The organism is Wolbachia endosymbiont (group A) of Apoderus coryli (assembly GCF_947251615.1).
Lineage (GTDB): Bacteria > Pseudomonadota > Alphaproteobacteria > Rickettsiales > Anaplasmataceae > Wolbachia.
In genome coordinates this window covers 1,502,326-1,524,940 of record NZ_OX366367.1, presented here as the reverse complement: position 1 = coordinate 1,524,940, position 22,615 = coordinate 1,502,326, and the positions used below count along the sequence as shown (strand labels likewise).

Sequence of the window (22,615 nt, the reverse complement as noted above, 5' to 3'; positions counted from 1 at the left end):
TCTACCAGATCCAAGTAGTCAGCTACTTGCATGATACCCTGACAACCGTCATCCCGCTACGTGTTAGCGGGATCTATGCTAAAAGATACCACGGCGGTATGACGTAGGACTGCTGCTTGTTAGCTGATGAGATACCGCGAATGAATCGCGGTATGACGGTTCGCGGCGGCATGACGATAACCTTGTCATTCCAGCGCGTGACGCTGGAATCCAGCCTTTATTATGCAGCCTGCTTGGTTAAAATTAAGTCTTCTGGATCCAAGTAGTCAGGGCACTGGGATGACAATTACCTTAACAATTTCAAAAGAAGCCTAGTGAGCTATCAGCTATGTGTAGCTAACATTCTGCACGTCCATAAAAAACAAACCTTCTTTTTCGTCTTGAACGCTAATAATAGTGTGAGTGTTAAGAGGTAAAGGGTCATTTGTATGCCCATGGCCTACCCCTTTCATTGTAAATACAGGAAAGTTAACACTTTTTGCAAACCTTTCTTTTACAACTTCAACAAGATTATCATTATAACAGTTAACGAAATCCCCAAAGATTACTGCATGTACTCCATCAAAGATGTGGGCTTGCTTTAAGTGATCTAAACTGCGCTCTATTGCGTATGGGTAGACTCTTATGTCCTCTAAAAATAGAATTTTACCTTTCGCATTTATTTGCCAAGCAGTTCCTATACTGTTTTCAACTAAAGTCATATTACCACCGATGATTTTAGACTCTAATCTGCCATCTTTTAGTCTAATGCCATTATTTATCATTTTTAGGTTATCAAATCTGATAGAATCCCGCTTGTTAAGAATTAACTCTTTCAATTTTTCAACAGAGCTTTCAGAAACGGAGTTATTTACTATCATTTCCATCATGGTGCCATGAAGAGTTTGCCAATCATATTTGACTTGTAGATAGATGTGCAAGGCAGTTATATCGCTATAGCCTATGAGGATTTTTTTGTTTTGAGCAATCCTTTCTTTTTTATCATTGGGTAACTTTTCTAGATAGGGAATTAACCGAGAAGCCCCTTCTCCTCCTCTGATACACCAAATTATTTTACTATCATTAGTTAGTGCATTAATCAAATCATTTGCTCTGAATTCATCAGAGTTGGAATAAAATGGATTATCATTACTATATATTTTCTCCGAAATATGGGGATTAAAATCCAAAGCTTCTACATACCCTTTTATGGTAGTCAGATCTGATTCTTTTCCTTTCGAAGAAGGAGCAATAATATCAACTTGGTCGATTGCATGAATACCTGTGTTAGCACCATAGCTGTACGAACATTCATTTTTGAAGGTAAATTGCACAGCAAATGGTGTCATTCTAGTGCTTGACACTGGAATCCAGAAATTTTGCTTATAACTGAGCTGATGAGCTAAAGGTAGTTGTCTTACGCTAAAACAAACGTTTTTAATTAAGTTGCATAGAAGCTGGATCCCAGTGTCTGGGCACTGGGATGACACCCCACTGGTGGGAATTGCTCCCAAACTACAACGTTCGTACAGTTGTGTGTTAGCACATAAGGTAAGAATGAGATATAAAAGGTAAATGATCATTAAAATATCTTATAAAACTCTTTTTTTAGTATATCATCCAATTCAGAGAGTGGAACTTTCACTCCTAGTTCTTCCATTGACGTGACGCCATAATCTTGCAGTCCACAAGGAATAATACCCTTATAATGAGAGAGGTCTGGAAAGACGTTAAGCGCTATGCCATGATAAGTTACCCATTTTCTTAAACGGATACCAAAAGCTGCAATTTTTTTTTCTACTCCGTTATGGTTTACCCAAATACCTATTCTATCCTCTTTAAATTCTCCAAGTATATTAAATTGCTTTAAAACATTTATTATCCACTTACTTAGGTCTCTAATATATAGCTTTATGTCGCATTTATTTCTTTTTTTAAGGTTTAACATTAAATATATGATGCGCTGTCCTGGACCATGATATGTGTGTTTACCACCCCTTCCTGTTTTATATATAGGAAATAGTTTTTCAACAATATCATCATCTGTTGCACTGATTCCTGCAGTATAAAGTGGAGGGTGCTGGAGTAGCCATACTAATTCGTCTGCTGAATTATTGTAAATTTGTTGAATTTTTTCTTCCATGGATTTTATAGCACAGTTATAATCAATAAGCTGATTAGATATTAGCCATTCTGTCATATTCTATTTCTTTTTTTTTAGTATAGCAGTTCGTTTTTTCCTGTTATTCCAGTGTGTGACACTGAGCGCAGCCTTTCTTATTCCTAATATACTTAATACTAACTTCTGTGCTATTTCTCCTTAACAAACATAGTACATGACAAATGTTTAATTGTTTGTCAACACAGGTCCTCTTTACGTATAGGCAACTTTTTTTATTGAAAAATTCAGAAAAATGTTGTATAATTATTAGTAGATTTTAGGTAAAATATATGGCAAACTCAAAATTTAGCATAACTTTCAACAACGAAATTTCAGAGTGTCTTGCTGGACTGGCTAAAATAAGAAATAAGTCCATTAAAGAACTAACAGAGAAGCTAATACAAGAAGCAATTGAAAATGAGGAAGATAAAATACTAATTGAGCGTGCTGCTAAACGTAATGTTTCAGGTGTAAAGAAAATTAGAAGTGAGGATGTAGACTGGAATACAATATTATCTTCATAGAAAGCGTTCTTGAGAAAAACCTTCCAGCTCTTCCAAAAACAATAAGATTAAGGATCATAAATGCGATAAATAAGCGCCTTACAATTGATCCCATTAACCTTGGTGAGCCATTATATTACAGATTTAAAGGACAAAGAAGATTAAGGGTAGGTGATTATCGCGTTATCTATTCCGTAAATATTATAAAATATGAAGTGGTTATCACAGAGATAGGACACAGAAAAGATATTTATAAGTAAGTACATCATATAAACATTAAATATATTTTTACTCCTTCCTGATTCATTTTCTACCTTAGGTGGCTTCGCTCAGCTCAAAAAAAAAGCTCATTCTTTTTGCTACCCCTTATTGTGCCTGCCATTTAACTACTGTGTAGAGATTGCTCTCAAACATAATGTTCGTACGTTAGTATATCCTTCCTGTGACACCAATTGATATAATTCTACCACAAATTCAATTTTTTAGGAGGCACATATGAATTTCAACATCTTTCAAAGAAAAAAAAGCGCAGTATTTACTAAATATTCTGCTTTGCAACTAATGATGGAGCCAAGTTGGAGTAAGCGTGATTATGTAAGTTTTGCTGAGGAAGGTTACATAAAAAATGTTATTGCCTTTCGAGCAATCAATATGATTGCAAGTGCTGCATCTTCGGTACCTCTTACTCTCTGCCAGCTTACTGACCAGGGAAAATCGCAACTAAAAGCCCATCCATTACTGAAATTACTTTATTCTCCTAACCCAATGACATCAAAATCGGAATTTATTGAGGGGATTGTAACTTATCGGTTAGTTAACGGCAATTCTTATATATTGATGGTTGAGTCGCAGAACAATAGAAAACCACCAACAGAGCTTTATCTTCTGCGCCCCGATAGGGTTGAAATTGTTCCAGGGAGAAATAACGTTCCTTATATCTATCGTTATGCCATAAATAACAATAGTTATGACTTTAAAGTTGATAAACTAACTGGATGTTCAGCAGTGTTGCACCTAAAGACCTTTAACCCTTTGAATGATTGGTATGGGTTATCACCAATTGAAGCAGCCGCGTACAGTATAGATCAACATAATCAGGCGGGTGCTTGGAATCAAGCGATGTTGCAAAATGGGGCAAGACCAAGTGGTGCAATAGTTGTGAAATCAGCGAAAGATGGAAGTGGTGGAAGTTTAAGTCAAGAGCAGTACCAACGCTTAAAAGAGCAAATAAATGATCATTATTCAGGTCCTGTCAATGCTGGAAGACCGATATTGCTTGAAGGAGGCTTGGAGTGGAAAGAAATGAGCTTATCGCCAAGGGATATGGATTTTATTGAGTCCAAACACAGTTCAGCCCGCGATATTGCCCTGGCTTTTGGTGTCCCGCCGCAGTTGCTTGGCATACCAGGTGATAACACTTATAGCAATTTAGTCGAAGCACGCTTATCCCTCTGGGAACAGACGGTTTTACCAACGCTAGAAAATATTATCTGTCACCTGAATTCTTGGCTGACACCAAGATTTGGTGAAGATCTGTGCTTGTCGTATGACAAAGATGCAATAGAAATTCTCATGGAAAAGAGACAAAAGTTGTGGAAATACGTAGAAAATGCAAGCTTCATGACGCTCAACGAAAAAAGAGAAGCATTTGGCTTGCCACCATTGCCAGGTGGTGATGAGTTAGGTTAAGTTTGTATCCGTTCAGATGAGTTCATTGTCCCCTAAACCGTACGCCTAAGTAAATCAACCATTTCTCTTGCTAACTAAAGCGGTGAAGATTTGGTCTACATCAAAACTCATCTTAGGACGCCAAATAGGGCCATCCAAATGCATATCGATATAGATTGGATTACTATAACCTGGTGGTATGAAAAAGAACCTGAATATAGAATTTAAAGTGAAGTTAGATAAGGTTAAATTAGAAGAGATTGACCCTGATGCTTGATCAATCCCGAATTGTAAACCAGTTGAACATATACCACTCTTAATACTTGCTTTTCCGCTAATATTTTCAAAAAATGTCTTGCCATTATATATATCAACATAAGCAAATGTGGAAATTTCAGATTTATTCTTACTGCTTAACAAATTAGTGATAAATGAATTAAAATCCACATTAGTAAATTCTATTCCCTGCGCTTGTAAATTTACATCTCCTGATAAGTTACTAGCCCAATCATGAAAACTTTTTCCTTGAGTTTTGATTTCACCATTTAAGCTTACCTGACCATTTACATTGTCAATTCCTATAACCTTACCAATCTTTTTAGTGTCCAAATTTACAATAGAAAATCTTGTATTCATTGAATCTGATCTTAAATAACCCTGAAAAAACACTTGCCCGTGTTCTAATACGTAACTTGCCTGCCTGATAGTGATAGTGTTGTTTCTCATTACCGCATCCAAATTAAAATCTTTCAAAACATTCTGCTCGGTTTTAAATTCTGTAGTATTGATTTGCACATTTGCATCAAAGCCTTTTTTGTCATCCAAAAAATCAAGCTGCTTTGTTGACCATTGAATTTGATCTATCTCATTTCTTGAATTTCTTTTTACCTCTACTAAATTCGGTAATTTAAAGATATTTCCATTAAATTTACTGCCCGTGAGGTTCACATCTAATAAAGGTTTGGCGTATTTTTGATCTACTAATATTTTTACATTACCGGTAATATCGAAATCTTCTCCAGATAGTTTTATTTTATCTGCAACTAGCTTACCTTTTTCCATTTTTAGCAAAAAATCTAAATTTTTAATTTTCGTATCATTCAATGTAAGGTTATTAACACTGGCCTTTATATTTGCATCATACTGAAAATTTTTCAGCCATTGCATTTTAGATAAACTGCTAAATAATGAATGATCATATTTATCTGCATCAAGATTATGCATGCTAAATTCACCATTGATCACATTGTGTTTTTTTGTGTGGCTTACTCTAATTGACCCTTGCAAGGATTCCTTATTATTTAGCAGTCTAATGTCTGAGATAGATAATATTCTTGGTGCAAGGTGCAGTTTAGAACTTAGTGTAAATTGATTTTTCTGGTTTTCTTTCATCTTTATAGAAGGGAAAAAACATGAAATGAACGACTCAAAATCATTTCCTTCTACTAACAAATCACCGTTGAATTCAGATAGGGCATTATTGTTTGAGATCTCTCCTGATAAATAAGATATATTATTGATTCCAGGAAATTTGAGAAGCGTATTAACTTTTACTTTGCCATCAGTGGATTTTAGTACAGCACGGAAATTGTCCAATATTTTGTTTTGATATTGAATGTTAGAAGCTTCTATATTAAAATTTAAGCTCAAGTTCTTTGGCACAACTGCTCTAAAGCATTCCAGAAGGTCTTTTATATTTGTTGTTTTTTGTGAATTGTCTTGTATGGAATCTAAGTCAACTTTACTGAAGCTAATATTGAGATTAGTGTGATCGCCTTTTCTATCATTTTGTATTGTACCACTGGCTTGCATGCTTTTGGAATCAATTTTTAAGTCAGTTGCCGTAAACTCACTTTCATTAAGACTTATATTGGATGATATCTTGATATTTTCGCTAGGAATAACACAAGAGAGAAAGCTAAGATTAATGATTTTTGCTAAATCACTCACAGAACCGGAACTGTTATTAATTGTTAATGTTAAATTACCCTGGAGTTCTTCTTGATTTCTATTACCTGTAAATAGCAAATTTACAAAATTTGATTCAACACTAATGTGTACATTCTTTTTTGTGATATCAACCTTTCCTGAAAAATCGTAATTATTATCACCTACCTTTACTTTACCGGAGAATTGCCTATTTTTTTTTACAGCAACCTCCTTTATGTTAACAATATCAGCGAAATCACTCTTAAAACTTACTTGGCTGTCTTTTATTACTATATCGACTGTGTTACCACTGGCTTTTGTATTTATAATATTAAGTAAATTTTCTTTGTTGCTTTTCATACCAAACAATGTGATTGACTTTGGTTGCAACGAAAATAAAAACAACGATAGGAGTGACGGTTTTACCTCAATTTTTCTTACACTAATTAAATCTGACAACTTTTGCTCTTTATTTTCGTTGTATTGTATATATACATTATAGATAGTGAGCTTTGGGGTAATCAATGAAACTTTAACTTTCCCTCCAATATGCACTTTAGCATCATACGTCCTCTCCAACTCTTTTATGATATATTTCCTGTAGCCACTCCAATCCTTAAAAGTTGCAGCAACGTGCATGAGAATTAATAGCAACGAGATTGATAATATGGCGTATAAAGAAAGTTTCATAGTAGACCTCTCATTCCAGCATCCTTTCGTCTTGTCATCCCAGTTCACCTTTTTCCTGTCATCCCAGTGCTTGACACTGGGATCCATCTTATTTTCATCATGGACATTATTTCAGCGTATGCTCCTAGAATCTGTTGTCTATTGCATAATTTGCAAATATTTTTATATCTGGATCCCAGTGTCAAGCACTGGGATGACACCATTTGTTGTACCTTCAGATTACATTTATACATGTTTTCAAACTTCCTCTAAAAGTTAAGTAAAGAGTACCAAAATAAACAATAACACTCAAAGCTATTAAAGTCGTTAAATAAACAATACGAGCCAACATTTTATCAAAAAATAATCCTGCCGATAAGGAATTAGCAACATAAAGAACTATTGACATAACTACCGTTGCTACAAAAATTTTCATGACATTTAACAATAACGCTTGGCTAACCTTATACATTTTATTTATTGTTAAATAACTAATTAATAGAATGGAGTTTATCCAAGTGGAAACGGAAGTAGCAATAGCAATCCCCGTATGCTGATACTCGTTCATTAACAAAAGGTTTAGCACTACATTAATTCCAAGGCACATTAGCGAAAATATGGTTGGTATTTTCAGATTGCCTTTAGCAAAAAATGTAGGTAGCAATACTTTATTTATAATAAATGCAGGTAAAGAAAAAGAAAATGCTATTAACGTGGGAGCAGTTTGTTGCACTGCATAATGATCAAACCGGCCGTAAGAAAAAAGCGTAAGTAAAATTATGTCGGGAATAATGATAAAGGCAGCAGTTGTTGGCATAATTAACATTAATCCTATGTTGAGAGCCTTGTTCTGTATTTTGACTATATTTTCAGTATTATTCACCTGTTTTGAAATTAAAGGAAGAAGCACTGTACCAATTGCAGTACCGATTATTCCCTGCGGTAGTTGATTTAGTCTATCGGCATAATACATATAGGACACCGCATTTGGTATAAAACTCGCCATGATTGTATCGATCCATAAGCTTATTTGAGTCACACAATTGTTGATAATTGCAGGTATCACACGCTTAAAAAACAACCTTACTTCATTGCTTAATTCAAGGCTAAAAGAAAAAGCTGCCTTTAACTTGTATGCACTAAACAGTATCAGAAGTAACTGTAAAATCCCTCCGATCAGCACAGCTATAGAAAGGTTGTGCGCTGGAGTTTTTACGTAAGGCACAAACAAACTGATGATTAAACAGAGATTCAAAACAATTGGTGCAATAGCTGTTGAAGCAAAATGCTGCTTTACTTGCAGCATTCCACCAATAAGTGATGCAATTGACACAAAAATTATGTAGGGCATCATAATTCTTGATAAAGTAACAGTAAGGGTAAACTTACTTTGGTCAAATCCAGGAGCAAAAATTTGAATCATATAAGGGGAGAAAGTTTGCATGATAAGGCAAAAAATTACTAAGATAATAAACGTAATGGATATTACACTACTTGCAAAATTAAATGCCTTCTTATTATCATGTGATTCTGCTGAGTATAACGGTATGAATGAGGTAGTGAACGCTCCTTCTGCAAAAAATGCTCGAAATAGATTGGCAAAACGAAACGAAGAAAAAAATATGTCTGCAAGAGAGTTCGCACCAATAACCGTAGCAATCAATACATCTCTTATTAACCCTGAGATCCTTGAAATAGCCGTAAAAAAACTAAATGTGAAAATACTTTTAAACATACCACTACTTCATTAGTGTCAATACGATCAACTATAATGGTAAAAGTATCAATGAAAATATTTATTGGCTAAACTTAAAACCCTCTGCAAAAGGAGAGTTAAATAATCAATTGACTATTTGCGCTCGTATGTTAGATATTTTATATCTTGGCGGGCGTAGCTCAGTTGGTAGAGCGTCAGTTTGTGGTACTGAATGTCGCCAGTTCGATCCTGGTCGCTCGCCCCACTAAAATTTTCTGCTTGACGGAGATATGAACAAATGGTAATATATCAAATTAATTAGGGAGGTTATATGGATGACGGCACTAAAAGTCTTTTAATGCTTTGTGGCGCAGCATCGGTAATAGGTGCATTTACAGGTCTGGGATTGAGTTTTACAGCTTTATCACCTTTGGTTATAGGTGGAATTGTTGGCTCCATAACTCCAGCATTGATTGCAGCTTTCTGTGCAGTAGTTTTGCTATGTAAATTTTGCACAAAGGATCCTATTGAAAAAGACAATAAAGACAATAAAGAAAATATACTCCTTTTTGTTATTGGGACACTTGCAAGCGCTGCAATTGGAGTTGGCCTTGCTGCAGCCGCAACTGCTATTTTTCCTGGCGCAATGCTTGGGATGGAATCTGCAGCTTTAGCAGGTGCAATAATAGGAGTAATAGCGCCAATTGTAGGGATATTAGCAACACAATGTGTAATATTTCCAATAGCTGAAAAAGTAAATGAATATATCATCTCTCCTATAGTTGAGTGTTTTTCTTCAAAAGAGAAGGGGTATGGGCCAGTTTAAACTAACCAAGTAAGCTTTTCTGTTATTCCAGTGTGCAGCACATAGCTGCGCGAACATTTGTTTACAAAGTCAGTATGTTAAGTGTTGTAGCCGGTTTTGCCTCAAACACAAAGGGGTGTCATCCCAGTGCCCAGACACTGGGATCCAGAAATTTTATTAAGTTGGTAAGCATAAAAGTAGCCTTTTTATGTTAAAATACAACGTTTTGATGATTATGAAAAGGCTGGATTCCAGTGTCAAGCACTGGAATGACAAGAAGAGGACACTGGGATGACATTATAGGGGCACTGACTACCTGCCACACAAATTACCTGCAAACTGCAATGTTTGTACAGCTGTACGTTACGTGCTGGCATGACATCATTTGTCGTGCGAATTACCTTAGCAAAAACGAATGTGCGTATAGTTGTATGTGCAGTACGGAGTAACAGGAGAGGTATCACTATAAAATTTGACATTAACCGCTGATAATCGGAATATTAGAGAGTAAGAGTTACTCAAGAAGGCATGCATAAATATGACGTAGTGGTAGTAGGTGGTGGTCATGCAGGGTGCGAAGCGGCTGCTGCGGCAGCTCGCCTTGGTGCAAATACGCTACTTATAACCCACAAAATTTCAACTATAGGAGAGATGTCTTGCAATCCAGCAATCGGAGGAGTTGCAAAGGGTGTTGTAGTTAGGGAAGTTGACGCTCTTGATGGAATAATGGGAAGAGCAATCGATCAAGCAAGCATACACTCAGTCATTTTAAATAGCAGCAGAGGTGCAGCAGTATGGGGACCACGTGCACAGGCAGACCGAAAATTATACAAGCAAGCAATACAGGAAATCATTCTAAATTATAACAATTTGACGGTAAAAGAAGAGTCAGTTGACGATTTTCTTATAGAGAGTAATAACAATGGAGAATTGTACATTAAAGCTGTAATAACAAGTTCTGGTGAAAGTATACTAACAGGTAAAGTTGTTTTAACTACGGGAACTTTCCTGCAAGGTGTAATTCATATAGGAGAGCAAACAACTCCTTCAGGGAGAATGGGAGATAAGTCTGCCGTAGAACTTGCAAATACGTTGAAGAAATATAATTTCAAATTAGGTAGATTGCGTACCGGAACTCCGCCAAGACTTGATCGTGGCACTATAAACTGGTCAATATTGCAAGAACAAGTGGGTGATAATCCACCTGTGCCGTTTTCTTACTTAACAGAAAAAATTAACCAACCCCAGGTACCATGCTTTATTACCCATACTAATGAAAATACGCATAAAATAATTCGAGAGAATCTTCACAGGTCAGCTTCCTCATATTTAGATGACATTGTTGCACCAAGATACTGCCCATCCATTGAAATTAAAGTTAATAAATTTGCAGAAAAAAATAGTCACCAAATATTTCTAGAGCCAGAAGGGCTTGACGATAACACTATATATCCAAATGGAATTTCAAATTCATTGCCTATTGAAGTGCAGCGTGAAATGATAAATAGTATCAAGGGACTTGAAAATGCAGAAATATTAAGATCTGGATATGCGGTTGAATACGATTATATTGATCCACGAGAACTAAGCCATACTCTTGAAACTAAGAAAGTCAAAGGTCTATATTTTGCTGGCCAAATTAATGGCACTACTGGATATGAAGAAGCAGCAGGGCAAGGAATTATCGCTGGAATTAACGCAGCACTTTCTGCATCTGAAAAAAAAGAAAGCTTTGTTCTCCATCGTACAGATTCGTATATCGGCGTAATGATAGACGATTTGGTCACCAAAGGGGTGATCGAGCCTTATAGATTATTTACCTCACGTGCAGAATATAGGCTAGCTATCAGGTCAGACAATGCAGATAGAAGATTAACACAAAAAGGTTATGATATTTCCCTTGTTTCGCATGAGAGATACTCTGTTTTACAGAATAAACTTGAATCCATTAAGCAGCTTGAAGAGAAGTTAGGGAGTCTGATGATTACTCCTGAGCAGCTTAGGTCTTATGGTATCAAAATATCTTATGATGGGATAAGAAAAACGGCACTAGATTTACTTAGCTACCCAAACATCGACTGGAATAAATTACAAGAAATATGGCCGGAGTTAAGCAGCGTCACGCGCTGGAATGGCAAAATGGGACACACCAAAGCGGATAATGCAACTAAGAATGAAATATGCGAAGCGGTTGAAATTGAAGCAAAATACAAACCTTATCTAATAAGGCAAGAAGCGGATATGAAGTTTTTACGAGAGGAAATCAATACTCAAATTCCAATCAACTTCAACTATTCACAAGTTAAAGGCTTGTCAAGTGAAGTAATAGAAAAGTTGCAGATGATAAAACCAGCAACAATTGGCATTGCAAAGCAAATACAAGGCATCACTCCCGCAGCAATAGTTAGCATATTAGTGTACCTTAGGAATAAGAAAACGAAAGTAGCTGCTAGTTTTGCGTGAGGTATTCCATGTCAAAAATCGAAGAATTTCGTTCTTTTATGCACGAAATAAACGTTGACGCATTTATGTTGCATACTAAAGATGAATATTTAAATGAGTATTCAGAGGAGCTAACTAAGTTATGTGGCTTCACAGGAACAAATGGGCTGCTTATTGTCACAAAAAACAACAAGTGCCAATTTTTTACAGATGGACGCTATATCACACAAGCTCACAATCAGCTCGATCGGGGCAATTTTCAAGTATATAATATACAAGAAGAGGATCCACGCGAATGGATAAAAGCAAACTTAACATCGACTGCCTCACTAGGTTATTATTTGCAATATTTTACCATAGAAGATATAAGAAAGTATGAGAATATCTGTAAATTAATACCCTGTTTAGCTGGAAAAAAAAGTGACTATCGAAAACAAGCAGTGGTTTTACATTCTATTAAATATGCTGGTGAAAGTAGCAAGAATAAATGTGAAAAAGTCGCTAAAAGCATAGATAAAGAAGCTGAAGCAGTGCTTTTAACCGATCCAAATTCAATTTCATGGTTATTAAATTTAAGAAATGAAAATGCTAAATATACTCCATGTATATTGGGCCGTGCTATATTGTATAAAAGCGGTAATGTTGATTTGTTTATTCAAGATAAAAAACATTCGACTATAGAAGCAAATTTAGATAACCATGTAAATATTTTTGATATTAGTGAGCTAGAAAGTTCGCTGTGTAAGCTAAATTCAATAGTTATAGATCCAAGCACAACTCCAATGAGTATCATGGCTGTAATAAAAGATAAGCAGGTAATTGAAAGAGAGGATCCTTGTCTAATTTATAAAGCAGTAAAAAACCAAACTGAAATAGCTGGGGCTATAAATGCACACATCAGAGATGGAGTGGCAGTTACAAATTTTCTATATTGGCTTGAAAGTAATGTTGGTACAGAGCTTGAAGCTGAAGAGAAACTCTTAGAATACAGAAAAGAGCAGAATTTGTTTAAGCAACTAAGTTTTCCAACAATTTCAGCATTTAATGAGAATGGAGCAATAATTCACTATCGTGCAAGCAGTAAGACGAATAAGGTAATTCAGAAAGATGGACTGTATTTGATTGATTCTGGTGGTCAGTACCTTGACGGCACAACTGATGTGACAAGAACTGTAGCAATTGGCAATCCAACTGATGAACAAATAACTCACTATACAATAGTATTGAAAGCGCACATTGCTGTAGCAAGTGTCATCTTTCCTCCTGGCACTACTGGTGGAGAATTGGATATATTGGCACGTACGCATTTATGGAAATTTGGAATGGACTATATGCATGGTACAGGGCATGGAGTAGGAAGCTATTTATCAGTGCACGAAGGACCACAAGCAATATCAAAAAGTAATAAAGTAAAATTAGTACCAGGCATGATACTATCCAACGAACCTGGCTATTACATTCCGGGAGAGTATGGAATAAGAATTGAAAATCTGATGTATGTTGATAAACATGAAAAAGGTTTCTTAAACTTTAAACAACTGACCTCTATTCCATATGATAGAAGGCTAATAGATGTGCAAATGCTTACTAAAGATGAAATTGAATGGATAAATGGCTACCATCAATTTGTCTATGAAAACTTAGAAAATAGCGTTAAAGATAAGGAGTGGTTAAAGAAAGTATGTGACCCTTTATAAGCAAAGGAGCATTTTTTATTGTTTAAAAAGTATTAATGCAATTGTGATAGGTATTTTGTATTGTTTTTAATTTAAAAACGATATATAATAAAGAATACGTATTTTAAGGTAGGCATATTATGATAGACAAAGGACAAGAAGATGAATTTATGAAGCAGTATATGGATACTTGCAAAGAGCAAATAGAAAAATTAGCCAAGGATCCTGAATTGCTTAATCAGACTTTAAAACCATTTATGCAAATGTCTCAGCAGCTTATGGCTGGCGGTATGTTAGAAGGGGCTATGCCTGGCATGATACCTGATTTGGGCAGTATGGATGTTAACAAGATGATTGCTCAGATGAAGGAAATGATTGACTACATAAGAGGTAACTATAAGGAACTAATGAAAGAGCGCAGCTCGCAGATTCAAGAGCTCGATGAATCCAGTAAAAAGCTAAGAGGCTTAGTTAAAAAATTGATAGAAAAGATCGAAAGTAAATAAATAATATCTAACGCGAGTCTCTTCTGTCATTCTATGTACAACTTTCTAGTTGGGCGATAAGTCGAGATCAATTATTGATGTCATGAAAGTAGCTGACACTGGTTCCTTTATGACGGCAGTGCCCAGAGGTGTCATCCCAGTGCTTGACACTGGGATCCAGTTCTTATTACCTGGTGTAAAGTTAAGCTTCCTGGATTCCAGTGTCAAGCACTGGAATGACAGCAATCCTACGTCATACCGCGACTCATTCCATAGCTGTACGAACATTGTCTAGCAGGAGGGTGTCATCCCAGCGCCCCATAAGTGTTGAAAGTATCAAAAATAACGTGATATGAGATGATCAACGGCATGTAAATTACCTCCCGACAGTAAAACAATCGAACGTATAAAAGAGTCATTTAGATCCAATGTGAATTGCAGTAATGCTATTTTGAACCCATGTAGATTATTTTTGATTTTATAAACAAGAAATAACAAAGCAGATCATGTAAATATACACCTTCATGCCATTCATAGTATGGCTTAAAAAGTGCTTATATCCAAGATTTTGCTTTATAAATTTAAAGAACACTTCTATATCCCATCTGCGCCTATATAGCTCTGTTACTTCATAAGCTGGCATTTCAAACAAGTTTGTCAAAAACCATATTTCATCTCCAATTTTATTTCTGATTTTTATTAGCCGTAGATCATTGCCACTTTACCTCGTGCACGATAAAGATTAACTATTATATCTTCTAAAATCTCTGATCCATCCGATTTTTGTTCTCTTATAACTTTGTTCCTGCTTATAACATCATGTTTTCTTCCTACTTTAACTCTTGTGATAAATTTGTACTCCTTTTCATCAAATTCGGCAAAAGTTCCAACTTTTCTGATTCCTCTATCAAATAATAAAATATCCTCTTTTTCAACTTTAGCTTCATTAATTGCTCTCACTAATGCTATATCTTCACTACTTTCTTCTTGTCCTTTACAAAATCTTATACTTGTCGGCAATTGATCCTTTAATCCTACACTCACTTTAACTTGACTGTCGTTACTTTTACCGCCTATTTTTAGCCCATCTTTTATGAGATATCCCGATAAATTTATGATCGTCGAATCAAACTTATGTAAGTTATTTGATGTTTTTTGGGGTAATAGCTTTTTAATCTTGCTCATCAAATCAATATATACTCCCTTAAAATATTCTGGATTTATAACTTTTAACCTTTTTGACAAACCACTGTATGTTACTGTACTTTTATCGCTATTCTTATCCATTATACACCTGTTTATTACCATTTCTAGCGCTCTTAGGCTTGTTTTTTGCCCCATTAATATTAACTTCATTAGACCTTTAAATATAATCTTGCCCAACAATTTAGTATTACATTTATCTACTTCACTTAATTTTCCTAGCCTTTCTAAATCCTCATCTTTTATTAAATTTAGTACTCTTTCTATTTGATCCATTATTGCCTCCTTTTTCTTGCAATAATAGTTCTTTATGTCTTTTTTGTGTTACTTTCAACACTTAGGGGATAAATGGCTGGAAAGAGAGTTAAAACACATTAATTTGGGAGATATAAGGCTTAATAAAAGACTTATAAAAACAAGTTATTGCATAGAGGGTAAGGCATCTGGTTCAATTAATCAAAGCTGTAGTGGGTGGAAAGAAGCTAAGGGTGCATATAAGCAATGAAAAGCTTGAAGATAAGGAAATTTATTCTTCCCATTATAAAGAAACTAAGGAAAGAATAAAAGGAAACCAGTTGGTATTTTCAGTTCAAGATACAAGTTATTTGGATTTTGACTCTCATATAAAGACCAAGAGACTAGGCAGTATTTCTAAAGCTTATACAAAGCATAAAATGGGTTTACTGTTGCATAGTGCCTAGCAAAGACGGATTACCTTTAGGTCTATCTTCCCAACAATGTTGGGCGCGTTCTATTAGGGAAGAAGAAACGGCACAAGAAAAAGCAAACAGAAAATACCGTACCTCCATAGAAGAAAAAGAAAGTTATAAGTGGATAACAGCTCTCAAAGAAACTATAAACAACCTTCCTCCAAATGTACAACTTGTTACCCTTGGTGATAGGGAAGCAGACATCTTCAAATTTTTATGGGTGGCTGAGACGTTAGGTAGTTTTTATGTAATCCGCAATCGAGCTAATAGAAGATTTATCTGTACTGAAGTCGGAAAAACAGATTTGCAAACACGCATCACTCAACTGCCAGTAAAAAAGAAAATTTCTCTAGAAGTTACTAAAGGTGGAAACCAGAGATCAAGGAAAGCTAATATTGAAGTTAAGTATATGAAAGCCTATCAGATCTTCTTCCATTTATGGGTCAAAAGATACAATACATAAAATAAGTCCCTGTATATGTGGTAAGTGCAAAAGCTCCTGATGGATTGGAAGCTGTCGACTGGACTCTACTAACTAATGTACCATACTTTAGATGCCATAGAAAAGATAAATTGGTATAAGCTAAGATGGAAAATTGAAGAGTATTTTAGGATTTTAAAATCAGGATGTAAGATAGAAAGCTCTCGCTTAGCTACAAAAGAAAGATTACAGAAGTTAATTGCTATAAAAAGTATAATCGCGTTTAAAATTTTATATTTGACAAAAGTGGCTTTATCAAATCCCATGGAAACTTGTACTAAAATTTTAAGCAACGAAGAGTGGAAGGTCCTTTACATGCGTGAGTATCGGGTAGCAACATTACCCGAAGAACCTCCAAACATAAAACAAGCTATTATTTGGTTAGGAAAATTGGGTGGATTTATGAATAGAAAAAGTGATAATTTACCAGGGTCTATGACTCTATGGCGGGGCTATGAAAACCTTAAGGAGAGCATTGTTATGCTTCACATCATAACCTCTCAAAATTGTGGGTAAAAGTAAGATTTGAATCCTATAGAACACTATTGGCATATCATCAAAAGTCGCCTCAGACCTCTAATGCACCACTATACAGACTTGCAGCTTTTAGTTGGTAGTACCATAATGGAATTTTATCATTCATTTTAGAAACTACTATAGTTAGCGGAATCTATGCCAAGATACCGCGGCGGTATGACATGGGGAAACCTTGCTTGGGTCAGCTATAGTAAAAAGATTACTAAACATTTCTCCTTAATTAATTTTATTAAATATTAGCATAATAAATTAAGTTTAATATTTTTTTATTAAAATATTAAATTAAAATATTGATTACTTAAACAGTATGAATTATGATATTATTAATTTATATAGTTGAAATTTTAGGAATATGTTTATGCCAAAATATGTTAAGGAGTATATTAAGGAATATGTTAGTAATATTGCTGAGTCTAATATATTAAAGGTTTATACTTTCAAAAATGAATCTCAAATTCAGGTATTTTTCAAAATTGAAAATGAAGAAATTGATAGAATTTTTTCAGGACAAGAAATAGTAACATTTTTAAATTACACTACCAAAAAGAACTTAAACCTGAAAAAAATATGATAGATCGTAAAAATAACTTTACCATTAGTAAAAACGTAAAACAAGGCATTATTAAAGATGTAGAAGGTATACGTAGAAAAAATGGTAGATATTCATATAAAGTACCAGTTTTATCACCTGAAGAACAATACGAGGAATTGTTTGAAAGCAAGCAAGCTATCCGATTTGATTTGAATCATTTTATGTCAAGCAACATATCAAAAAGCATGAACTTGAAGAATAGATTTGAAGAAACTTTGGGTTTTGACCCCGAAGAAGGGCTATGTCATCCGTTAAATTATTTTATTACTGCTATAGGACTAAAGAATAAAGAAGATTTTGCTAAGCTTCTCAAGCATGATTATGTTGTATCTGAGCAAGATTTTATAGCTTATGTTGATACAGGACAAGGACAAACGACTAAGTTATTAGCAATACAGGTTTTAGCGCAATGCTTACCTGTTCTTGATGTTCAGAGCATTGACAGGCGTGAAGGAGAATCATTTTATGATGAAATGATATACGATCAACTATGTAAAGATTCATCCTTGATGAGAAGACAAGTTAACATTGATCAAGAACAAGTCAAACGTGCTTTAAAGGATGTAGGAACAGAACGCTACTTAGAATTTATCTTTGCTTGTGGTACTTACTGTAAAAAGAATGGTACTGATAATTCCTATTACACCTCCAATAGTGATAGCGATTACCCCATAGATAATAATGATTATAACGTAAGCTCTGCACATTCTATGTTGGTGTATAAAGCAGAAAATAGTAATATATATTTTTTGATCCTAATGAAGGGGCAGTTGGCTTTTGCCCCGATACAGGAGTTGCTAATTTAACCTCTGAAGAAATTTGTAAGACACTAGAATTGGCTGTAAACCTTTATTCATACGATCAATATATTGAAGATTTTTTGATTGTTCCAGACAGTTTTTACACTTATGTTATGCTTGCAGATGCAACATTAATGTTAAAAAAAGCTGAACAATTTTACGAAACAGCAAAAGATCCAAGCTCAAAAATTGTAGATATATCTGTTAATAAAAATACTGGTAATTTATCATTTATACCTGTAATACCATAAAAGTGTATAATTGCTACAAGACTTGATTTTTAACCTTTCATGTAATACAAGTGCAATATAGTCAATTAAAGCAAAGCTATGCATCCAATCATATATCTACTCAACACGTTACTTGATTTTTATAGCTTCATTCTAATATGTTGGATTATCCTAGATTTGCTGATTAGGCTTAATATAGTGAACGTGTATAATGATACTGTCAATCGCATAATGCACATCTTGAACCAATTGACATATCCACCACTAAAAATTATCAGAAGATACATACCACCGTTCAACGGATTAGATTTATCTATAATGATATTGCTAATAGCAATTCGCTTTGTACAATATACAATGAATTACTACTTTTAAGTAGATGCTAAAAAGATATCTAAAAGCAGCAGTATATCTCTCACTCTTAATATATATATATATATCAGTTTTTAGCTACAACTATAAAGATCCTTCTTTAAACACAGCTACAAATGAGGAAGTGACAAATTTAGGTGGAATAGTAAGTTCATATTTAGCTGATATATTGGTTCAATTTCTTGGATTAACTAGTGTTACAATAGCTACAACCATAGTTTACTTGTTGATCTTCAGGCCATCAAAAAGGCTGCTAAAAATTCTCTATTTAATATTAATCAATTTAGGGATATGTGCTATACTACCACAACTTTCGCTAGGCATCACTGCAAGGTACAGACACAGTGGAATAATAGGGAATGCACTAATTAATAACTGCCCGTTTTATATATTTGTGATAGTAACATCAATAGGTCTTGTAGGATCTGTTGGTTGGAAGAGAACAATTTACTCTATATTTTTCCTATTCAAAAAAATAGCTTGCTTATTTATAAATGTTCCATTCTTCAGATCACATAAAACTACTGAGTATTCAATTGCACCATTAGTAGTAGAAGAAAAACATAGAACTAAAATCACTACTAAACAACAACCAAAAGAAAGACAGAAAAAAGCTACCGAGGAGGTTTTAAGTGAGTTTAAGTTTCCAAGTATCCATTTACTTTCTAAAGCAGAAGAGTCTTTGCAGAGAAAACAGCTAAATGAAATGGAGAGCAATAAAAATTTATCTCTGCTGGAACAAGTCCTGAGTGATTTTGGCGTGCAAGGAAAAATTATCAGTGTATGCTATGGGCCGGTTGTGACTTTGTACAAACTTGAACCACAAGCTGGCACGAAATCTGCAAGAGTAATTGGCCTTGCAGATGACATTGCACGTTCGATGAGTGCACTCTCTGCACGTATTTCAATAATTCGTGGGCAAAATGCTATGGGAATAGAGTTGCCGAACAAGGAACGAGAAATTGTAATGCTGCGTGATTTGCTTGAATCACCAGAATACCAGAATGCAAACTTAAATCTTCCAATTGCGCTTGGCAAAGAAATAAGTGGAAAACCAGTTATTGCAGATCTAACTAAAATGCCCCACTTGCTCGTTGCTGGAACCACAGGGTCTGGTAAATCAGTTGCGATTAACACTATGATTCTTTCACTCGTTTATCGATTAAGTCCTGACGAATGCAAGATGATAATGATCGACCCCAAAATGCTTGAGCTTTCAATATATGATGCAATACCACATCTAATAACGCCAGTAGTAACAGAGCCAAAAAAGGCTGTAGTCGCTCTTAAGTGGATAGTGAAAGAAATGGAAAACCGCTATCGCATGATGTCGTATTTGAATGTACGCAATGTTATAAACTATAATCAAAAAATCATAGAAGCGATGAATAGTGGGATAGAATTAGAACGTGTTGTACAGATTGGCTTTAACTCAACAACAGGCAAACCTCTGTTTGAAAAAATGCCAATCAAAATGGAAACATTTCCATATATTGTAGTGATCGTGGATGAAATGGCAGATTTGATGCTTGTTGCCGGCAAAGAGATAGAGTGCTCTATTCAGCGTTTGGCGCAAATGGCCAGAGCTGCAGGAATACATATCATAATGGCAACACAACGTCCATCTGTGGATGTGATAACAGGTGTGATAAAAGCAAACTTTCCAACAAGAATCAGTTTTGCTGTTACTTCTAAGATAGATAGCCGCACAATACTTGGCGAACAAGGGGCTGAACAATTGCTCGGCATGGGTGATATGCTCTATATGGCCTCTGGTGGTAAGATTATTCGAATTCACGGCCCATTTGTGAGCGATGATGAGGTGCAAGATATAGTTGATCATCTGAAAATGCAAGGTGAGCCAAATTACATGGAGGAAATTACCAAGGAAGATGAAAATTCTTCTGTGGAATCAGAAGGTGAAACAGAGGATGAAGAAAACGACCTTTACAACCAAGCAGTGGCCATCATTCAAAGAGATCAAAAAGTTTCAACCAGTTACATTCAAAGGCAGCTTAGAATAGGCTATAACAGAGCAGCAAACATCGTTGAAAGAATGGAAAAGGAAGGTATTATCAGCGCTCCAAATTACTCAGGGAAGAGAGAGATATTGGTTGAATAACAGGGCTTCTTTTTTTGCAACCTTGTAAATACCTTAATTTAAGTTTCCGCACTTTCAAAAAGCAAGTCAAACAAAATTATTAAAAGGTCAATACATAATGACAGTTAATTTAATAATAATTTAAACATTGGGAATGTAAAATTATAATATATTAATTAACTAGGGGGTAAAAATGTCAACAAATTGGCTTCATGATTTTTTTTTCGGTTCTAATGAATCGACAATAAAAGCACTAGAAAAACTTCAACAGGTGGATGCTGAGCAGTTTCAAAAGGCATTCAGTGCACTAGAAAAATTGCAAAAAGGTCAACAGATCAACGCTGATCAACTTCAAATTGCATTTAGCAGGTTAGAGGAATTGCAGGCAACTCAAAAGATCGATGCTGAACGGTTCGAAAGTATACAAAAGTATTTAGACGGTTTGCAAGAAAGACTCGCAGACGTGGAAGAAAAAGTGGAAACACTTACAGAAGCAGTAGGAGAACAAGAAAAAACACTACTAATTTGTACCATAGCCACTGCTGTTGCTGTAACAGCGATAACTTGTTTTGTTGCATTCTGCATCTATCAGGGAGTTAAGCTTGAGAGGGAGAAAGAAAAGAACTCGCTTGATCAAGATACACCAAAAGCAAAACTTAGTAATGTAGATACTACCGATGGTACTGAAAAACTACAGAATAACTTAAAAGTGCAAACTATATAGCTGCATAACACTCTTCTTAAGAAGGTGTTACATAGCTTGTAACACCTTACTCTTCTCTTAGCCTATGTAGGTTTTTTGATAGCAAACATATCACTTTTTAGAAAAATATTTGTGACATATTATTGTAAAGTTAGTAAAGATTCTGGTTTACTTAAAGTTTGTTAATTGCTATCTTTTAAAACACGATATTTACTATAGCACCATATGCTTAGGATTTTTTCTAAAGTTTTGTTTATATTAATGTTTTTGGTTTCTAGCTTTTTTACTGTGCATAGTGCTGAAGCTAAGTCTAAGGTAAAGCTCAGTAAGAAATACATACCTCCTGGTAACCCTGGTGGTGCAAACTTTCATACAGATGAGGATTTTGCTGAGTCATATAAACTGTATGAGAAGCGTAGGGAATTGCTCAAGAAAAAAAAGTCACAAGATCGAGCTATAAATAAAGAAGATCTAATCAAAAAATTAAAAGAGAAAAAAATTGCTAGTCTTGATAATGAGCCAAATGACATGGAAGCTTGCATAGTCGACGATGAAGAGAGCGCTATGATAAATCAGCATGGTATTAATATCGCGCGTTTAAGGGGTGCTGTATTTATAGATCAAGAGCCAGTTTCCCAGTATGAAAATAAGCAGTATGAAAGTGAGCAGCATGAACAAGAAGGAAAAAAAATTACTTCAACACGAGAAAAAAAAGTTTCTCCTATGAATATCACTATAAAAAAAACTCCATCAAAAAGAACATGTTCACATGATTCTATTGCTAATTTGGATAACGTAGATGCTTATAGTTTGAATGGTTCGAGTTCATTTGGCAGTGTAGCTGACACAGTAAAATAGTATCACAATTAATAA

General features: G+C 34.9%; 25 protein-coding genes and 1 tRNA gene. 19 read left to right on the top strand and 7 right to left on the bottom strand.

The genetic code is table 11. The features are described 5' to 3' along the window. Window positions 1–326 precede the first annotated feature (326 nt). Both OPR43_RS08030 and lipB read right to left on the bottom strand, forming a co-directional pair. The gene (locus tag OPR43_RS08030; protein WP_265035717.1) at window positions 327–1,328 is read right to left on the bottom strand and encodes an LD-carboxypeptidase; all 1,002 of its coding nucleotides are present in this window, start codon (window positions 1,326–1,328) and stop codon (window positions 327–329) included. Window positions 1,329–1,561: 233 nt separating this feature from the next. Further along, entirely contained in the window at window positions 1,562–2,179 is a 618-nt protein-coding gene (lipB, locus tag OPR43_RS08025) for a lipoyl(octanoyl) transferase LipB (RefSeq protein WP_265034823.1), read from the bottom strand. Between the two features lie 251 nt (window positions 2,180–2,430). On the opposite strand from lipB, the gene OPR43_RS08020 reads away from it, so the two are divergent. The 3 genes from OPR43_RS08020 (at window position 2,431) to OPR43_RS08010 (ending at window position 4,332) form a co-directional block, all read left to right on the top strand. Further along, window positions 2,431–2,664 carry a DUF6290 family protein gene (locus OPR43_RS08020; RefSeq protein WP_010081986.1) on the top strand — a complete coding sequence of 78 codons (234 nt, stop codon included), beginning with the start codon at window positions 2,431–2,433 and terminating at the stop codon, window positions 2,662–2,664. Continuing rightward, a complete protein-coding gene (locus OPR43_RS08015) occupies window positions 2,640–2,903 on the top strand; it encodes a type II toxin-antitoxin system RelE family toxin (RefSeq protein WP_320157481.1) in 264 nt (87 codons plus the stop codon). The genes OPR43_RS08020 and OPR43_RS08015 overlap by 25 nt, the downstream gene beginning before the upstream one ends. 235 nt (window positions 2,904–3,138) lie before the next feature. Then, window positions 3,139–4,332, top strand: coding sequence for a phage portal protein (locus OPR43_RS08010; RefSeq protein WP_265034821.1), 1,194 nt, complete (start codon window positions 3,139–3,141; stop codon window positions 4,330–4,332). Between the two features lie 54 nt (window positions 4,333–4,386). Here the strand turns inward: OPR43_RS08010 and OPR43_RS08005 are convergent, their stop codons facing one another. Genes OPR43_RS08005 through murJ form a run of 3 tightly spaced genes read right to left on the bottom strand, consistent with a single transcriptional unit; the run spans window position 4,387 to window position 8,644 of the window. Continuing rightward, window positions 4,387–6,930 (bottom strand): AsmA-like C-terminal region-containing protein, encoded by a 2,544-nt coding sequence (locus tag OPR43_RS08005; RefSeq protein ID WP_265035716.1) that lies wholly within the window; start codon window positions 6,928–6,930, stop codon window positions 4,387–4,389. 44 nt (window positions 6,931–6,974) lie between these two features. Beyond that, window positions 6,975–7,163: a hypothetical protein gene (locus tag OPR43_RS08000; RefSeq protein WP_265034819.1), complete on the bottom strand. Its 189-nt coding sequence runs from the start codon at window positions 7,161–7,163 to the stop codon at window positions 6,975–6,977. Continuing rightward, window positions 7,145–8,644, bottom strand: a complete 1,500-nt coding sequence (gene murJ, locus OPR43_RS07995) for a murein biosynthesis integral membrane protein MurJ (RefSeq protein ID WP_265034818.1) — start codon at window positions 8,642–8,644, stop codon at window positions 7,145–7,147. The genes OPR43_RS08000 and murJ overlap by 19 nt, the downstream gene beginning before the upstream one ends. A gap of 150 nt (window positions 8,645–8,794) precedes the next feature. Between murJ and OPR43_RS07990 the strand changes: the two genes are divergently transcribed. From OPR43_RS07990 to OPR43_RS07965, 6 genes are all read left to right on the top strand, one after another. Beyond that, window positions 8,795–8,870 (top strand) — tRNA-His (locus tag OPR43_RS07990). A 66-nt stretch (window positions 8,871–8,936) separates the two neighbouring features. Beyond that, window positions 8,937–9,431 carry a hypothetical protein gene (locus tag OPR43_RS07985; RefSeq protein WP_265034816.1) on the top strand — a complete coding sequence of 165 codons (495 nt, stop codon included), beginning with the start codon at window positions 8,937–8,939 and terminating at the stop codon, window positions 9,429–9,431. Between the two features lie 507 nt (window positions 9,432–9,938). Then, the gene (gene mnmG, locus OPR43_RS07980; protein ID WP_265034814.1) at window positions 9,939–11,873 is read left to right on the top strand and encodes a tRNA uridine-5-carboxymethylaminomethyl(34) synthesis enzyme MnmG; all 1,935 of its coding nucleotides are present in this window, start codon (window positions 9,939–9,941) and stop codon (window positions 11,871–11,873) included. Between the two features lie 8 nt (window positions 11,874–11,881). After that, window positions 11,882–13,549 (top strand): aminopeptidase P family protein, encoded by a 1,668-nt coding sequence (locus OPR43_RS07975; protein WP_265034812.1) that lies wholly within the window; start codon window positions 11,882–11,884, stop codon window positions 13,547–13,549. Between the two features lie 119 nt (window positions 13,550–13,668). Continuing rightward, window positions 13,669–14,034: a hypothetical protein gene (locus OPR43_RS07970; protein WP_265034810.1), complete on the top strand. Its 366-nt coding sequence runs from the start codon at window positions 13,669–13,671 to the stop codon at window positions 14,032–14,034. A 49-nt stretch (window positions 14,035–14,083) separates the two neighbouring features. After that, window positions 14,084–14,308 carry a hypothetical protein gene (locus OPR43_RS07965; protein ID WP_265034808.1) on the top strand — a complete coding sequence of 75 codons (225 nt, stop codon included), beginning with the start codon at window positions 14,084–14,086 and terminating at the stop codon, window positions 14,306–14,308. Window positions 14,309–14,491: 183 nt separating this feature from the next. Here the strand turns inward: OPR43_RS07965 and OPR43_RS08350 are convergent, their stop codons facing one another. Together OPR43_RS08350 and OPR43_RS07960 are read right to left on the bottom strand one after the other, a co-directional pair. Then, window positions 14,492–14,707 carry a transposase gene (locus OPR43_RS08350; protein WP_406832901.1) on the bottom strand — a complete coding sequence of 72 codons (216 nt, stop codon included), beginning with the start codon at window positions 14,705–14,707 and terminating at the stop codon, window positions 14,492–14,494. Between the two features lie 5 nt (window positions 14,708–14,712). After that, window positions 14,713–15,492 carry a hypothetical protein gene (locus tag OPR43_RS07960; RefSeq protein WP_265034540.1) on the bottom strand — a complete coding sequence of 260 codons (780 nt, stop codon included), beginning with the start codon at window positions 15,490–15,492 and terminating at the stop codon, window positions 14,713–14,715. A 34-nt stretch (window positions 15,493–15,526) separates the two neighbouring features. Here OPR43_RS07960 and OPR43_RS07955 point away from each other — a divergent pair, with 34 nt between their 5' ends. The 10 genes from OPR43_RS07955 to OPR43_RS07910 all read left to right on the top strand — a co-directional run bounded on the left by OPR43_RS07955 (window position 15,527) and on the right by OPR43_RS07910 (window position 22,600). After that, on the top strand, window positions 15,527–15,721 hold the full coding sequence (locus OPR43_RS07955) for an IS4/Tn5 family transposase DNA-binding protein (protein WP_265034806.1): 195 nt from the start codon (window positions 15,527–15,529) through the stop codon (window positions 15,719–15,721). Between the two features lie 188 nt (window positions 15,722–15,909). Next, on the top strand, window positions 15,910–16,389 hold the full coding sequence (locus OPR43_RS07950) for a hypothetical protein (RefSeq protein WP_182365498.1): 480 nt from the start codon (window positions 15,910–15,912) through the stop codon (window positions 16,387–16,389). 75 nt (window positions 16,390–16,464) lie between these two features. Continuing rightward, on the top strand, window positions 16,465–16,923 hold the full coding sequence (locus OPR43_RS07945) for an IS4 family transposase (RefSeq protein WP_265026145.1): 459 nt from the start codon (window positions 16,465–16,467) through the stop codon (window positions 16,921–16,923). Between the two features lie 373 nt (window positions 16,924–17,296). Beyond that, window positions 17,297–17,515, top strand: coding sequence for a hypothetical protein (locus OPR43_RS07940; protein ID WP_265034804.1), 219 nt, complete (start codon window positions 17,297–17,299; stop codon window positions 17,513–17,515). Next, window positions 17,512–18,342 carry a type 1 periplasmic-binding domain-containing protein gene (locus OPR43_RS07935; protein ID WP_265034803.1) on the top strand — a complete coding sequence of 277 codons (831 nt, stop codon included), beginning with the start codon at window positions 17,512–17,514 and terminating at the stop codon, window positions 18,340–18,342. Before OPR43_RS07940 ends, OPR43_RS07935 begins: the two co-directional genes overlap by 4 nt. A 29-nt stretch (window positions 18,343–18,371) precedes the next feature. Further along, on the top strand, window positions 18,372–18,587 hold the full coding sequence (locus OPR43_RS07930; protein ID WP_265034802.1) for a hypothetical protein: 216 nt from the start codon (window positions 18,372–18,374) through the stop codon (window positions 18,585–18,587). A gap of 78 nt (window positions 18,588–18,665) precedes the next feature. Further along, window positions 18,666–18,941: a YggT family protein gene (locus tag OPR43_RS07925; protein WP_265034801.1), complete on the top strand. Its 276-nt coding sequence runs from the start codon at window positions 18,666–18,668 to the stop codon at window positions 18,939–18,941. Window positions 18,942–18,945: 4 nt separating this feature from the next. Then, on the top strand, window positions 18,946–21,060 hold the full coding sequence (locus tag OPR43_RS07920; protein ID WP_265034800.1) for an FtsK/SpoIIIE family DNA translocase: 2,115 nt from the start codon (window positions 18,946–18,948) through the stop codon (window positions 21,058–21,060). A gap of 172 nt (window positions 21,061–21,232) precedes the next feature. Next, window positions 21,233–21,763: an HlyD family secretion protein gene (locus OPR43_RS07915; RefSeq protein WP_265034799.1), complete on the top strand. Its 531-nt coding sequence runs from the start codon at window positions 21,233–21,235 to the stop codon at window positions 21,761–21,763. A 204-nt stretch (window positions 21,764–21,967) separates the two neighbouring features. After that, window positions 21,968–22,600: a TRP75-related protein gene (locus OPR43_RS07910; RefSeq protein WP_265025927.1), complete on the top strand. Its 633-nt coding sequence runs from the start codon at window positions 21,968–21,970 to the stop codon at window positions 22,598–22,600. Window positions 22,601–22,615 lie beyond the last annotated feature (15 nt).